The following is a 12,906-nucleotide window of genomic DNA, read 5'->3' on the forward strand; positions in this document are numbered from 1 at the left end:
GTCAGGGCGACGTGCTGGTCACGCCCGCGCAATTGATCAAGGTGCTGTCCACGGTCATCAACGAGGGCCAGGAGCGTCCGCTGACCGTGATTCAGGCCGAGGGCGGCAAATCCCCCGCGCGGCCCACACCCACCAGCGTGGTCGAGAATGGCAACACCGACGTGTTCAGGTTCGTCAAGGAGGGGATGGACTGGACGGTCAGCATTCCCAGTGGCACCGCCAGCACCAAGCTGGGCAAGCACCTTTTCCCGGTGGTCACGGCAGGGAAGACCGGCACCGCCGAGAACGGCGTCAGCGCCCGCCCCGACAAGGGCTACGCCTACACCCACGCGTGGTACGAAGGCTACGGACCGGTTGGTGACCCCACCTTCGCCGTGGTGGCCTTCTTCCAGAATGGCGGCGAGGGCTACGGCCCCGGCATCAACGCGGTCAAGCGCATGTTCGCCGCCCGCTGGTGCGTCAACCTGGACGACAGCCCCCGGCTCAGTGCCCTTCCGCTGGATCAGCAGCAACCCTGTCTGGGCGAGCTGGACCATATGCGCGAGGTCTACAAGATCCGGGCTGAGCGCGAGGCGACGGGGGAACCGTAACGGTTTTTCTATCCGCTGCCCCGACTGGGGCGTTACACCATACATTTGTTCCGGGCGCTTTCGGATCCAACGCGCGTCCTGTTGCTGCTGGGGAGAACAGGTTGTCCATGACCTGACTGTGCTCCTCGGATAGCCTCAAAGCACTGTCAGCCGCCACCTGGGCGTGCTTCGTCTTGCACACCTGTTTATCACCCGCCGGGACGGCCCGCGTGTACACTACCTCCTCGCGGACACCCCCCTTCGCCGCCCTGCTCACCCAGGCCTTCATTCACGCCGAACACCGCCGGTTGGAACTGCCCGATCACCACCTGCCCAAGCAGCTGTCCGGCGGTGTGCATTGAACGTCTTGGCGCTGTTCGGCTCCCTGCGCAACGCCCGCTTCGCCCGGCTATACACCGCCCAGACCATCAGTCAGATCGGCGACGTCCTCAGCTGGGTGGGCCTGTCCCTTCTCGCCGCAAGCTTGCTGGCCCCGGTCAGGCCCCTGCCGTGCTGGCATCGTCCTGACCCCACGGGTTACCGCCTTCGTGCTGCTCAGCCCACTGGCCGGCGTCCTGGCCGCCCGCGTCAACCGCCGCCCGGTGCTCGTCACCTGCAGTTTCGGACGGATGGCCATGCTGAGTGTCACGTTCTTCATCACGCCGGTCTGGCAGAACTACGTCCTGACGGTTGCGCTCAATGCCCTGACGGCTTCCTCACGCCCAAAAACCAGGCCACCGTACCGCTGGTGGTGCGCCAAGACGATGCCCACTTGGCGTTTTCGCTCTCCAGCGCGCCCACGGAATCGCTGGGCATCTTCACCGTCGCCTTGCGAGCCCTTCACACTTTGAACTCGCACCCAACAGCGGTGAACGTGGCGCGCTGGCCAGACCTTTACACAACCAAAACACGGCCCCGGTACGGTGGGAGACATGAACCCACCAGAACCTGGAAAGGGTGAAGCGTGGAAACGTCCCGGTGACGGTGCCTCAGGCCGGGCGCAGCCTGCTGACTCAGAGCTCTCTGATTCCCTGGCAGAGCAGGCCGCCCTGATTCTGGAGCGCTCGCGCCTGTGGGTGCCGCTGGTCCTGCTGGGTCTGGCTGGAGCGGCATTAATGGCGCTGGGCGGGCAGGAACTGAAGACTGCTGCCGGCTGGCTGTACCGGAGCGCAGCCGAGTTGGGCGGGCGGCTGAGCGAACCGGTCAACGCCCTGCGGCTGCAGACCGGCTCCTCGCTGCTGACGCCCTTTCTGCTGGGCCTGATGGCCGCAGTGGCCCCGTGCCAGCTGTCGAGCGGCGCAGCGGCCCTGGCGTACGTGGTCAAGGATGGCCGAGGCGGGCAACCGCACCGGCGGGCCGCCGCGTACCTGCTGGCGCGCGTTCTGGTCTATGGGCTGGGTGGCGCAATCATCCTGGCCCTCGTTGGAAAGACGGTACCGGCTCCAGTGGAGTTCTTCACCAGCGTGCGGCGGGTGCTTGGCCCGCTGACGCTGCTCTCGGGTCTGGTGATGCTCGGGTGGGTGCGCTGGCGCTGGGTACTTGGCACCGATCTGACCGACCGCATACAAGGGGTCTGGCAGCGGCGCGGCGGCATCTGGGGCGCGTTCGCCCTAGGACTAGCCTTCAGTTTCACCTTCTGTCCGACGCTCTTTCTGCTGTTCTTCGGTCTGACGCTGCCCCAGGCGCTGACTGCGCCCGCCGGCACGCTTTATCCGGTCCTCTTTGCCTTGGGCATGAGCGCGCCGCTGCTGATCCTGGTCGGGCTACTGCCCGCCCAGGGCACTACAAATCCAGCCGCGCAGGCCCGCCGCCTGGGCCAGCTGGTTACGCCGCTGGCAGGCGCGGTGTTTGTGCTGGCGGGCTTTTTCGACACCTTCGTGTACTGGTTAATGTGATGATTGGAGTGATGTCCCCATGCAACTGACGCCTGACGCCATGAAACTGCTGGGACTGACCCTCGACTGGAATCGCCTGGCCCTGTTGCTGGGCACCTTCGCGCTGCTCACGCTGGTGGGTCGTCGGCGCGACGCCTTGCTGGATCGGGCCGCGATGTGGGGCCTGGCTACGGGTCTGCTGGGCGGCCGCCTGGTGACCACATTGCCGTCCTGGCACGCGTTCCAGGGTCAGGGCTGGGAACTGGTGCGCTCGGTGCTCGACCTGCGTACCGGGACCCTAAGCCTGGGCTGGGCGCTGGGCTTTACCCTGCTGACGATGCTGGTGATCGCCCGGCGCCGCGTGCCCGAACTTCTGCCAGCGCTGCTGGGCGCCGGGCTGATCGGTGTAGCGCCGCTGCTGCTCAAGCCGGCCCCCACGCTGAGTACGGTGCCGGGCACCATGCCCCTGGAGCGCTACGCCTCGCTGGGTGCCCAGGCTACGCCAGTGACCTTCAATGACTTGCCCGGCCCAACTCTGGTCAACGTCTGGGCATCCTGGTGCCCGCCGTGCCGCCTGGAGATGCCCCTACTGGTGGACGCCTCGCGGCGTGGGTACCCGGTGACGCTGGTCAATTCAGCCGAGCCGCCGGCCACCGTGGCGGCTTACCTGCAAAGCGTGGGCTTTCCCAGCGCGTACTTCCGGGACAGCGGCGCTGCGTCGGGAGCGCTCCAGATCAGCGGCCTGCCCACCACCCTGCTCATCGCTCCTGATGGCCGCGTCCTGGAGCGCCACTTCGGCCCGCTGAGCGCTGCCCAGCTCCAGTCGATCTTCGACCGCAACGGCATCAGGCCGGTGATGGGGATGAAGTGAGGGTGTTGAGTACCCCGCACAGGACGCTGGGGTCCCAGGGATGGCAGGCGGGCGTCTGGGAGGCTGGATGTGCTTCGGCGCGAGGTTACTGGCCGCTGCCTCCGGCCAGCCGGCTCGATCTGCAGGGCGTCACATCCCCTGAACACTCGGGGCCTATGCTCACGACCAGGAGATTTATATGAACCGCATTCGACTGATCCGCACGCTGGTGGCCCTTTCCGGCACAGAGCTGGCCCGGCCTTCGGGTACAACCATCGGTGTTCCTGGAAGCTCTTACTCATCGGTGACGCCCCGGACGCTCGACACCCAGTTGAACAGCCAGGACTTTCTCCTAATCAGTGTCCATATCCCCTACGAGGGTGACCTTCAGGGCACTGACCTCTTGTTGCCTTTCGGTCAGGTGAAAGGCACCCCAGCCCTTGTCCCCTTGACGATCAACACAATTGCTCACCAGATCCCTGAGTTCCATCCAAAGCCGTTCTCACCGCCCCGCCATGCAAATGAGCGAGGCGGCGCGGCATGATGGACCGCATGAGTCACCGACATGCCCCGCTGCTGACGCTGCTCCTCGCGCTGGGGACGGTGCCCACCCTGAGCAGCGCCGACGCCCGAGTGCGTCTGGGCGATACCCTGCCCGCCCACCCGTGGCAGGCCAGCGCTGACGCTAATGGCCGCGAGGTGGTGGTGGTCTACAGCTACAACTGCGGCGATCTGGGGGCGTTGTGGCAGGCGGTGATGGACAGCGACCTGCCCGTGCGGGCGGTGAATGCGGAGGGCACGCCCTCGCCCGCCCCGGCTGGCGTCAACTCCTGGCGCGGCGACGGGGCCACCGCCTTCGCCCGCGCCCTCAAGGTGAGCGCCTACCCCACAGTGTTGCTGGTGCAGGGGGACCGGATTTTGAACGCCTGGGAGGGGAATTTCACGGGGAAGCTGGAATAAAAGGACACTGAAATGATTCAGTAGTCTGGAAACTTTTTGACGAATGGCTATAGGATCGTCCATGTTGATGTGTAGCAACAAAACGGACGCCCTCAACGCAGATTCTAGCGGCCCCACTGCCAGAAACAGAACCTAATATATCGCTGTCAAGCTCGAAGGGGCCGCGCAGTGGCTCAGTCAGCATAGGGAAGGAGATCGTACGTCGAGCGGGCGATACAGGTGCCAGGGGAGGCGTCACAACGCGCGCTTGGGGCATGACTGACCTGTCGGCGCTGACGGCCTGACAAAAGTCATGAGAGCATCAAAGAATGTCGTCATCACGGGCAATAGAAAGAAGTAGAGTGGGGAGACGTCATGGATGACCCAGACGCAAGGAAGAGGAAAACGAGAGAACAGGACTGAACACGCCCATTACCTTCCAGACGAGTTCAGACTTGCGACAACTAAGAATTCCCTTCCAGACGTATTCAACGCCCTGGCCCCACCCTTTCTCATCTGTTTTGTCGGACCATCAGCTCGTCGGCGTCAGATGGTCAATGTGCTGACTATCAAGAGTTTCCAGTCAAAAAAATGTGCTGTGTGGGACGTTCATTTCCGCATCAAAACGGAGAAAAGCACGGTCAGCACAGCGAATATCATTTCGACCGTGCTGGAGACGGAACGCGGTCAAGGTGGCGAAGAGGGGAATGGGAGGGATGAAGGGGAATGCAGTGCACCAGCAGCATGGAAATCACAACCGATTCCAGTTGAAAGGCGCTGAGAGCGAGATGTTCGGAGTCATCTATTTTTGACGTGCTGACCGTAGTTTTTCCGCATTGACCCTGCTCTTTTGCCCATCCAGACGCTCTCCCTCAATTTTCTAGAAACTCTTGGACTATGGAGCGCAACCGACTGCACAGCAGCCGGGATGCGTACGTGCAACGTGATCTGCGAGAGGTGATCAAGTTTCTTGAAGCGTGCCGAGAACAGCTGGATCAGGCATTGCGAGAAGCCGTGCAGAGCGATTCGAAGTTCCATCTGACGTACTCGCTACTAACCTCGATATCAGGGGGCGGTCCAGTGGTGGCGTTAACGACAAGGCTGAACCTCACCACCGCCGGTCTAACCGCACCCCATAGCCGATCATCCCCAGCGCCAGCAATAGCGCGGGCCAGTCGCCGACGCGGTTGAAGACCGTGCGGCCCGTCAGCAGTTTGGGCCGCACACTCAACGCCTGGATGGTGTCGCCGCTGGAGATCACTTTCACCGGCTGCCCCAGATCGTTAACCGCCCCTGCAACCCCTTTATTCACGCTGCGGACCAGCCAGCGGCGGTTCTCGATGGCGCGCACGCGGCCCATCATGAAGTGTTGCTGCACGCCCCAGCCATCGTACCAGCCGTCGTTGCTGGGATTGACCAGAACTTGCGCGCCCTGCCGGGTCAGGCTGCGCGCCACCCACGGAAACACGCTGTCGTAACAGATGTATGCGCCGTACTGCACGCCGTCCAGGGTCAGGGGAGCGATGGACCGGGCCGGTTCCACGGCAGGCAGCCTGAACCCGATGACATTCTCGATCAGGCCGTACGCGTGACGTAGAATGTTGTCGTACAGCACGAAGTACTCGCCAAATGGCACCAGCTTGGCCTTGTGGTTGCGGGACGTGACTTGACCGCCAGCGTCGATGGCCACCACCGTGTTCTGTTGTTTTTCGCTCTGGGTGGGCGGCACTCCAAGCCCACTGATCCCCGGTCCCGGAAACTGAGGCAGCGTGGTTCCGGAAGCTGGCGCGGTCAGGGCAGTTTCACTCCAGACCAGCACATCATTTGGCCCGCGAAGAGCCGAGACATCTCGCTGGGCCTGAAGCTGTTGCTCGGGCGTCAGGTCCCCAGTCGCCCGGCTGAACGAATCGAAACTGGTTCGCAGCACCAGCATCGGCTGTACTGGCCCCTCGCCTGCCGTGCGGGTGAAGCCGTAAGTGAGGGCGGCCGTCCAGCACACGGCGGCCAGAACCACCGGACGGCCTCTTCCCTGCTTGCCCACACTCCAGCCCCCCAGCAACGCTCCAGACAGCGCTGCCGCCGTGCCCGCCACCAGCACGCTGCCCAGCAAGACGCCGCCCAGGTCCGCGATCTGAATAGCAGGGGTGGGCAGCAGCGTGTAGCCCAGCGTGGGCCACGGAAAGGACAGCGGCCCCAGGAAACGTGTCCATTCCAGCACCACCCAGCCGCCTGCCAATGCCCAGATGCGCGCCTGGGGCGTCCTAACCAGTCGGGCCAGCGGGTAGGCCATGACGGCCAGAAATATTCCTTCGAATATGAACAGGACGAAGGCCAGTACACCAGTCGGGGGAAAATTGAAAATCTTGCCTAGAAAGGCGGTCAGCCACCACAGGTGTACCGTGAAATAGCCCACGCCGGACCAGAACAGTCGGCCCGGCACGCCTTCTACCGTGCGGGCGCTGGCGGCATAGGCCAGCACCCCCGCCAGGGGAAGAACACTCAGGACACTCCAGGACAGCGGCAGGCCACACAGGCCGAGCAACGCGCCCAGCAGCAGAGCCAGGAGGGGTGGGGGCAGCGAAGGCACGCCCGCCATGATAGGGGCAAGCGGATGAGGAGGTCCGGCATGGGGGTAGGTCTTTCATGTGCTCATGCGCGGCGATGAAATTGCAGCACCTTGGCGGAGGGTCAGTTTGGGATGGGGGCTTGCTGCTCGAAAGCGACTGGCGAGCGGTAACCCAAGGATCAATGGCGGCGTTGCCGGTTGTAGAACACTTCAATCGGTTGTGTTGCCTTAACCGGATTGGGGTAGCCTCACCACCGTGACCGAAGGCACGCCCTACCGCCACCGCTTCCCAATGACCATCATCCAGCACGCGGTTTGGCTCTACCACTGCTTCCCCCTCAGCTCTCGGGGCGTTCAAGAATTGCTGCATCAGCGCAGCCCAAAAGGTCAGTCACGAAACCCTCCGCGAATGGTGCATCAAGTTCGTCCCTCTCTTCGCGGCACACCTTCGTCCCTTCGTCACCGCGAACCCTGCCGGGGGTCGCGGTGGTATCTGGACGAGATGTGGATACTGTCGGCCAATTCATGCGGTCAGGCGCAGGGAGGCAAAGCGAGACGTCCTGGTCGAGGTTCTTGGGATGCCGGACAGCCATGCAGTCACCCTCACCGCATTGATTGCAGCGGCGACAGTGGCATGTTGGAGCGCCGTTTTTGCGAGCCCAACGTAGCGGGTCCGCCGGAGTCCAAAGGCTCGAATCCCCTGAGAAATCGTGCCTTCAATTCCTGCACGCACCTGGTACCGAGCTCACCACGTCGCGGACTGTTCCTCTTCCCGGGCCTGGAGCAGCGCTTCGTGCTGCTCCCTGGGATGCAGCACGATATGGCGGGGAGAGCTTTTCGAGCGTGTACACAGCGACCGAACGACACAGGGCGAACAGTCGGAACGGCTGAACTGCAGTTGGATGATCCTGTTCCCAAAGGCGTCCTTTCCAGGACGCCATGCTGTCGAGGCGTGGCCTTGCGGGCAGGTGGCCTCCTGCCGCTCCCAATCGATCCGGAAATTGGGGAGATCATAGCCCTGACTGGCCTTGGCTTGCCAACTGCTGTTGACCCTGAGTGGGCCAATCAAGGTGATCTTCTGGTGCTGACTGGTCACGAGCAGTTCAGCACCCCAGTATCCGGCATCCACCAGATGCTCTTTGGGACACAGGTTTTTCTTGATGAGCTTGTGTTGAATGGTGTGCGTACTGGCGACATCAGGGATTTCGGCGTCACAGGTATCGCTGTCGACGATCAGATGAACATCGTCCTGGTCGCAAGTTTCGGTGTAGTGCACTTTGGAGCCCAGCCATTTGACGCCGCGCTTGTCGCTGAAATGGGCTTCAGGGTCATACGGGGAATGCACGCGCTCACCGGTCGGCAGCCATTCCCCAGGCTCTTTCCATCGGCAAGCGTCCGCTTGCCGATCAACGTGGTGCGCCCACACCCGCCGAAGGAGCTGTACCGCAGGACGTTCCCACAGGATTTGTATCGACCCTCCAGTGTCATGGGCCTGAATTGCCTCCAGCAGGGAAAAACCGTCCTGACCCACCTGAATGACAGAGGTCATGCGGGCCGGCGGGGCGTGTGGCAGATGTTTCTCCTCAATCCGCCATGAGGAGCGCTCGAACCAGGCTGGCGGAGCCACGTCTCGCAACCAGCCCGGCTCGACAGTGGCGAGGTCGTTCAATGCGGCTCGCAGCGTTTCGGCGATCAGTTCGGTCAAATGAATTTCGCGCACCGCAGCCAGGACATGGGTTGAGTCGGTTCGTTGCTTTCCTCGCGCCTTGACCAGCTTTTCTCCTCGAAACCGCTCCAACATCAAGTCGAGCAGCAGCGCACAGGCGCTGCTGCCCACCAAGCGACTGCGAAATTCGGACAGTACACTGAAGTGGAAGCCGGGATCTGTCAATTCCAGGGCCAGCGCGTATTTCCAGGAGGTATGCTCCCCGAACTGCATCGGCGGCTTGACGATCACTCAAATGCGCCATGAATTGCAGCACCGTCACCAAGGCCAGCCGCCAGGGAGAAAACGCAGGTGGGCCTCGCCGCGAATACAGCGTCTGGAAGGATTCATCCTGATACAGCTGCTGAAACGCATCCCGCAGCTTCGTCGCCACCGTGCCCTTGGGGAAGGCAAGCCGGGCCACCCGAGCGGTTTCTTCAGGGATGAGCTCCAGGGGCTGGATTTTCAGGGACATGTGCATACTCTGCACCCACCGATGAATTGGCCGACAGTATCAGATGTGCACGACGGTGAGCGGCGTTCGTCACTGGCTTTGGCGGGCCGTGGATGAGTATGGCTTCGTGCTCGACATTTTGCTCCAGCGCACCGAGACACTGATGCTGCGAAGACCTTCCTGACAAGGCTGCTGGGTGAATATGACGTCCCAGAGGTCATTCACACCGATCAGCTCCGGAGCTTCGGGGCTACGGAGCCGCGATCCGGCAGATCCCGAGTCTGGCCGACGTTGATCATCAACAGGTGATCTCCACGGCGCGCTGTAACAATATTGTCAAGCAAGAATACCGATTCACACGGCGACAAGAGCGCAGTCAACAGGGATTCAGACGACGGAAACGCGCTCAAGAATTCCTGAGTTTGCACACCCGGATCACCAATCTCCACCATCATTCCCGCACCAGTGTTTTCGCCGCAGTGAGAAGAAGCAATCAGATGCAAGCGTTCCAGACGTGGTCAACCGTCGCGGCAGGGGTGGCCTGAAGTTTAGGTCACCCCTGCCCTCCGTCTGCCGGAGGACAAGTTAAGGCAACACAACCACCGAAAATCTTCAAGTCTTGCTCCTCCCTTTTCCCTCGCTGGGACGATCAGAGAGTGAAGTTGTCAGCTACTGAGGTCTTGGACATATCTACGCTGTTTAGGCTATGTGTAAAACGCTGTCTGTAACACGGTTTGAACTGTGTGATCCTCGAGCATTCGAGATTTTTAGGTCGTAACACAACCTGAACATGCGGAGCCTATGTTGTTAGTCAGGAGATTGGCATGATCCGTACACGAACGATCGTCACGCTGATGGCCCTCTCTGGGACGGCGCTGGCCCATCCGGCAGGCCAGACCGTCCGTGTTCCCGGAGGCTCATACTCGCAGGTATCGCCACAAAGGCTTTACGCCCAACTGAACACCAAGGACTTCATCCTGATCAACGTCCATGTTCCCTATGAGGATGAATTTCAGCGCACCGACCTCTCCGTGTCCTTTAATCAGATAGAGAGCGCCCCAGCCCTACCTCGTGAGAAAAATGCCGGACTCGTGATCTACTGCCGCTCGAGCCGCATGAGTGCCCTGGCCGCGCGCGCCCTCGTTCGCGGGGGCTACACCAACGTGCGTGAGTTGCGCGGCGGCATGAACGCCTGGACAGCAGCAGGCTGTGGGCTGAAATTCTCCTCGGGCGCATCCCTCCTTCAGCCGACCGCCGTCCCCACTGTAAGCTCTCCTAAGGGCCAGCTATGACGGCTGGGGTAAACCTCGATCTCATCCTCGCCGCTTGGTTCGGCCTTACGGCGCTGTCGGTTGCTTACGTCGCTTGGGACGCCTTCACCCGTAACCCAGAGCTGAAGGTCATGAAGTGGGGATGGCTGCTCGTCACGCTTTACACCGGCCCCGTCGGTGCGGCGCTGTACATCTTGGCGTGCCAAGAACCGATTCCCGGTACCCACGAAACCTTTATCCAGCCGCTGTGGAAACAGGGGTTGGGCTCAACGATTCACTGCATGGCGGGGGACGCTACTGGCATCATCGTGGCTGCAGCGATCACCATGGCGCTGGGGCTGCCGATGTGGCTGGACGTGATCAGCGAGTACGTCTTCGGCTTCCTGTTCGGGCTGCTGGTCTTTCAGGCCCTCTTCATGCGCGACATGCTGGGCGGCTCGTACCTCTGGGCGGTGCGGCGTTCGTTTTTGCCCGAGTGGCTCTCGATGAACGCCGTAATGGCTGGCATGATCCCCACCATGGTGATTCTAATGAGCCGCGACATTAGGGCAATGGAGCCGACTTCACTGCGCTTCTGGGGCGTGATGAGTCTGGCCACCTTGGTCGGCTTGGTGCTCGCGTACCCGGTCAACGTCTGGCTGGTGGCGGGCAAGTTGAAACACGGCATGGGTACAGTGCGTGCCCTGGGCCAAGGCGGTCACGATCTGGCCACCGAACAACGCGCAACAGAGCCACCCATGGGCCTAGCGGCGGCCAACACCCACGCCACCATGAAGGGAATGTGACATGAACGATCACCCAGATGCACCATCATCCGCTCCAGAACCTGGTGGCATGCTTATAGCCCCCAGCGTCACGCGGCCTCAGATTACGGCTATCACCCTCCTGAGCGTCCTGGCCCTCGCGGCGGGTGTCGGCCTGGCCGCTGGGTACGGTGACCTGGGCATGAGTACCCGCAGCATGGCCAGGAGCCAGGGCATGTCAGGAACGGACATGGGAGGTGGCGCTCCCATCAACTCAGTCCCCGCTGATTCGCAAACCATGCCCGGCATGGACATGGGCGGAGCGTCATCCACGGCGGCCTCGACGCCTGCACCACTCAGTCAGCTGCCGGAAACGCCCCTCCAGACGCCGACCCGCATGGGCACGCTGGTCATGCCGCCGGGCATGATCATGACTAAGTCAATGAGCATGGACGCGATGCGCGACATGGCCGCCGTGGATCTGAACTTGGTGACCTACGCGGCGCCGCCAGAGGCGCGGGGGGATCAGCCCCTGACGCCCACCACCGTCGACGGCGTCAAAGTGTTCAACTTTGAAACCTCACTGATTCGCTGGAACATCCTGCCGGATGTGCAGGTGGCGGCTTACGCCGTGAACCGTCAGGTACCAGGGCCGCGTTTGCAGCTTACCCAAGGCGACCAGGTGAGGATCAACGTGAAGAACACGCTACCGGAGAGCACCACCATCCACTGGCATGGCCTGATCGTGCCCAATGCTATGGACGGCCCAGCGGACGTGACCCAAAAGCCGATCGCACCGGGCCAGACCTTCACCTACGCGTTCAGCGTGAACCAAGCCGGCACATACTTTTACCACTCCCACCGGAGTCCTGACCGTCAGCAAGGGCTGGGCCTCTACGGCGCACTGTTGGTAGCCCCAAAACGTGCAGCGGCCGAACCCAAGGCTGATCTCGAATACACATTGCAACTCCAAGAATGGCTGCAACGGGAGGGTTATACCTTCCCCGCAATGATCATGGAGGGTGCGCTGCCAAACTTCTTCACCATCAATGGCAAGGCCTATCCGGCCACAGATACCATCCGCATGCGTCTCGGCCAGCGGGTTAAACTGCGCTTCATTGGCAGCAACAATAACTTCGTGCATCCTATGCACGTGCATGGTGGCCCATTTGAGGTGGTCGCGCGGGATGGCGAGGTGCTCAAGGAAAATGGGCGCTTCCTGGCCGACACTCTCAATGTCGGCCCCGGCCAGCGATACGACGTGCTTTGGACGGCACAGGCCAGGGGCACTTGGCTGATTCACTGTCATATCCCCCATCACACCACCAACGACAACGTTGAGCAGGAGGGAGGCGGTGGACTGACGATGAAAATCGTGGTCGAGTAAGGGTTGTTCCTGCCGGATTCCAGCCAATCGGAGCTGAACTGTCCCAACCCGCTGGTCATAGCCTATGCACTTTATTGATAACGGCATCAGTTTGCATTGGTCTCCTCCACCCTTGGTCACGCCCACATTGTCAGGCAGGCAGATTGTGGGCAGCGATCATGAGATCTGCGCCGCCCGGATACTCCGAGCCACATCAGCGAGGTCAAGCTGTTCGAGCACTTGATAGCTGGTGCTCACCTCGTCGGGCTGCTAGCGGGGGAGAACATGGACGTGGTAGTAAAAGACATCCTGCCCTGCCGCGGCTCGGTTGCTCTGAAGGACGGTGATTCCTTGTGGAGCAAACGTCAAGTCGAGAAGTGTCGCGACCCGTTGAGGGTGACCCAGTTTTGCGGTTCTTCCGTTAAGAGCCTGAGGACAGAACGGGCCGGGCTATGTTCCAGATATGGTCGAGCAGCTCGTACCCGATGACCTGTGGGCGCTTGTTCAACCGGTGATTCCTCCACCACCAGTCCGATCCCGCGGTGGTCGTCCACGCCACTGTGCCCGCC

At 61.8% G+C, this 12,906-nt stretch carries 14 protein-coding genes and 3 pseudogenes; 12 read left to right on the forward strand and 5 right to left on the reverse strand.

Annotation, left to right across the window (positions count from 1 at the left end):
• On the forward strand, nt 1-590 hold a 590-nt coding region (locus tag HNQ08_RS26510; RefSeq protein ID WP_280527646.1), incomplete at its 5' end, for a penicillin-binding transpeptidase domain-containing protein.
• Between the two features lie 209 nt (nt 591-799).
• Nucleotides 800-931 carry a hypothetical protein gene (locus tag HNQ08_RS28045; protein WP_268240044.1) on the forward strand — a complete coding sequence of 44 codons (132 nt, stop codon included), beginning with the start codon at nt 800-802 and terminating at the stop codon, nt 929-931.
• 47 nt (nt 932-978) lie between these two features.
• On the opposite strand, the gene HNQ08_RS26515 is transcribed toward HNQ08_RS28045, so the two are convergent.
• Nucleotides 979-1,227 (reverse strand): hypothetical protein, encoded by a 249-nt coding sequence (locus HNQ08_RS26515; RefSeq protein WP_184138381.1) that lies wholly within the window; start codon nt 1,225-1,227, stop codon nt 979-981.
• Between the two features lie 274 nt (nt 1,228-1,501).
• Here HNQ08_RS26515 and HNQ08_RS26520 point away from each other — a divergent pair, with 274 nt between their 5' ends.
• The 5 genes from HNQ08_RS26520 (at nt 1,502) to HNQ08_RS26540 (ending at nt 5,013) form a co-directional block, all read left to right on the forward strand.
• Nucleotides 1,502-2,464 carry an urease accessory protein UreH domain-containing protein gene (locus HNQ08_RS26520; protein WP_184138383.1) on the forward strand — a complete coding sequence of 321 codons (963 nt, stop codon included), beginning with the start codon at nt 1,502-1,504 and terminating at the stop codon, nt 2,462-2,464.
• A 19-nt stretch (nt 2,465-2,483) separates the two neighbouring features.
• The gene (locus HNQ08_RS26525) at nt 2,484-3,314 is read left to right on the forward strand and encodes a TlpA family protein disulfide reductase (protein ID WP_184138385.1); all 831 of its coding nucleotides are present in this window, start codon (nt 2,484-2,486) and stop codon (nt 3,312-3,314) included.
• Nucleotides 3,315-3,492: 178 nt separating this feature from the next.
• Nucleotides 3,493-3,837, forward strand: coding sequence for a hypothetical protein (locus HNQ08_RS26530; RefSeq protein WP_184138387.1), 345 nt, complete (start codon nt 3,493-3,495; stop codon nt 3,835-3,837).
• A gap of 8 nt (nt 3,838-3,845) precedes the next feature.
• The gene (locus tag HNQ08_RS26535) at nt 3,846-4,253 is read left to right on the forward strand and encodes a penicillin-binding protein (protein WP_229790302.1); all 408 of its coding nucleotides are present in this window, start codon (nt 3,846-3,848) and stop codon (nt 4,251-4,253) included.
• A gap of 358 nt (nt 4,254-4,611) precedes the next feature.
• The gene (locus HNQ08_RS26540) at nt 4,612-5,013 is read left to right on the forward strand and encodes a hypothetical protein (protein WP_184138391.1); all 402 of its coding nucleotides are present in this window, start codon (nt 4,612-4,614) and stop codon (nt 5,011-5,013) included.
• A gap of 327 nt (nt 5,014-5,340) precedes the next feature.
• Here the strand turns inward: HNQ08_RS26540 and lnt are convergent, their stop codons facing one another.
• Complete coding sequence (lnt, locus tag HNQ08_RS26545; RefSeq protein ID WP_184138393.1) at nt 5,341-6,828, reverse strand: apolipoprotein N-acyltransferase; 1,488 nt, start codon at nt 6,826-6,828, stop codon at nt 5,341-5,343.
• Nucleotides 6,829-7,090: 262 nt separating this feature from the next.
• Here lnt and HNQ08_RS27775 point away from each other — a divergent pair.
• A pseudogene (locus HNQ08_RS27775) lies at nt 7,091-7,309 on the forward strand (IS6 family transposase); the annotation flags it as partial.
• A gap of 12 nt (nt 7,310-7,321) precedes the next feature.
• On the opposite strand, the pseudogene HNQ08_RS26555 reads toward HNQ08_RS27775, so the two are convergent.
• Together HNQ08_RS26555 and HNQ08_RS28420 are read right to left on the reverse strand one after the other, a co-directional pair.
• Nucleotides 7,322-8,347 (reverse strand): annotated as a pseudogene (locus tag HNQ08_RS26555) (transposase).
• A gap of 34 nt (nt 8,348-8,381) precedes the next feature.
• Nucleotides 8,382-8,984, reverse strand: coding sequence for a transposase (locus HNQ08_RS28420; RefSeq protein WP_483400400.1), 603 nt, complete (start codon nt 8,982-8,984; stop codon nt 8,382-8,384).
• 46 nt (nt 8,985-9,030) lie between these two features.
• Here HNQ08_RS28420 and HNQ08_RS27780 point away from each other — a divergent pair.
• From HNQ08_RS27780 to HNQ08_RS26570, 4 genes and pseudogenes are all read left to right on the forward strand, one after another.
• A pseudogene (locus HNQ08_RS27780) lies at nt 9,031-9,502 on the forward strand (DDE-type integrase/transposase/recombinase); the annotation flags it as partial.
• 279 nt (nt 9,503-9,781) lie between these two features.
• The gene (locus tag HNQ08_RS26560; RefSeq protein ID WP_184138399.1) at nt 9,782-10,249 is read left to right on the forward strand and encodes a rhodanese-like domain-containing protein; all 468 of its coding nucleotides are present in this window, start codon (nt 9,782-9,784) and stop codon (nt 10,247-10,249) included.
• Nucleotides 10,246-11,013: a DUF4396 domain-containing protein gene (locus HNQ08_RS26565; RefSeq protein WP_184138401.1), complete on the forward strand. Its 768-nt coding sequence runs from the start codon at nt 10,246-10,248 to the stop codon at nt 11,011-11,013. The genes HNQ08_RS26560 and HNQ08_RS26565 overlap by 4 nt, the downstream gene beginning before the upstream one ends.
• A 193-nt stretch (nt 11,014-11,206) precedes the next feature.
• Entirely contained in the window at nt 11,207-12,358 is a 1,152-nt protein-coding gene (locus HNQ08_RS26570; RefSeq protein WP_229790304.1) for a multicopper oxidase family protein, read from the forward strand.
• A gap of 249 nt (nt 12,359-12,607) precedes the next feature.
• Here the strand turns inward: HNQ08_RS26570 and HNQ08_RS28390 are convergent, their stop codons facing one another.
• Nucleotides 12,608-12,742, reverse strand: a complete 135-nt coding sequence (locus HNQ08_RS28390) for an HIT domain-containing protein (protein WP_425321379.1) — start codon at nt 12,740-12,742, stop codon at nt 12,608-12,610.
• Between the last annotated feature and the right edge of the window lie 164 nt (nt 12,743-12,906).

Source organism: Deinococcus humi, assembly GCF_014201875.1.
Taxonomy (GTDB): Bacteria; Deinococcota; Deinococci; order Deinococcales; family Deinococcaceae; genus Deinococcus; species Deinococcus humi.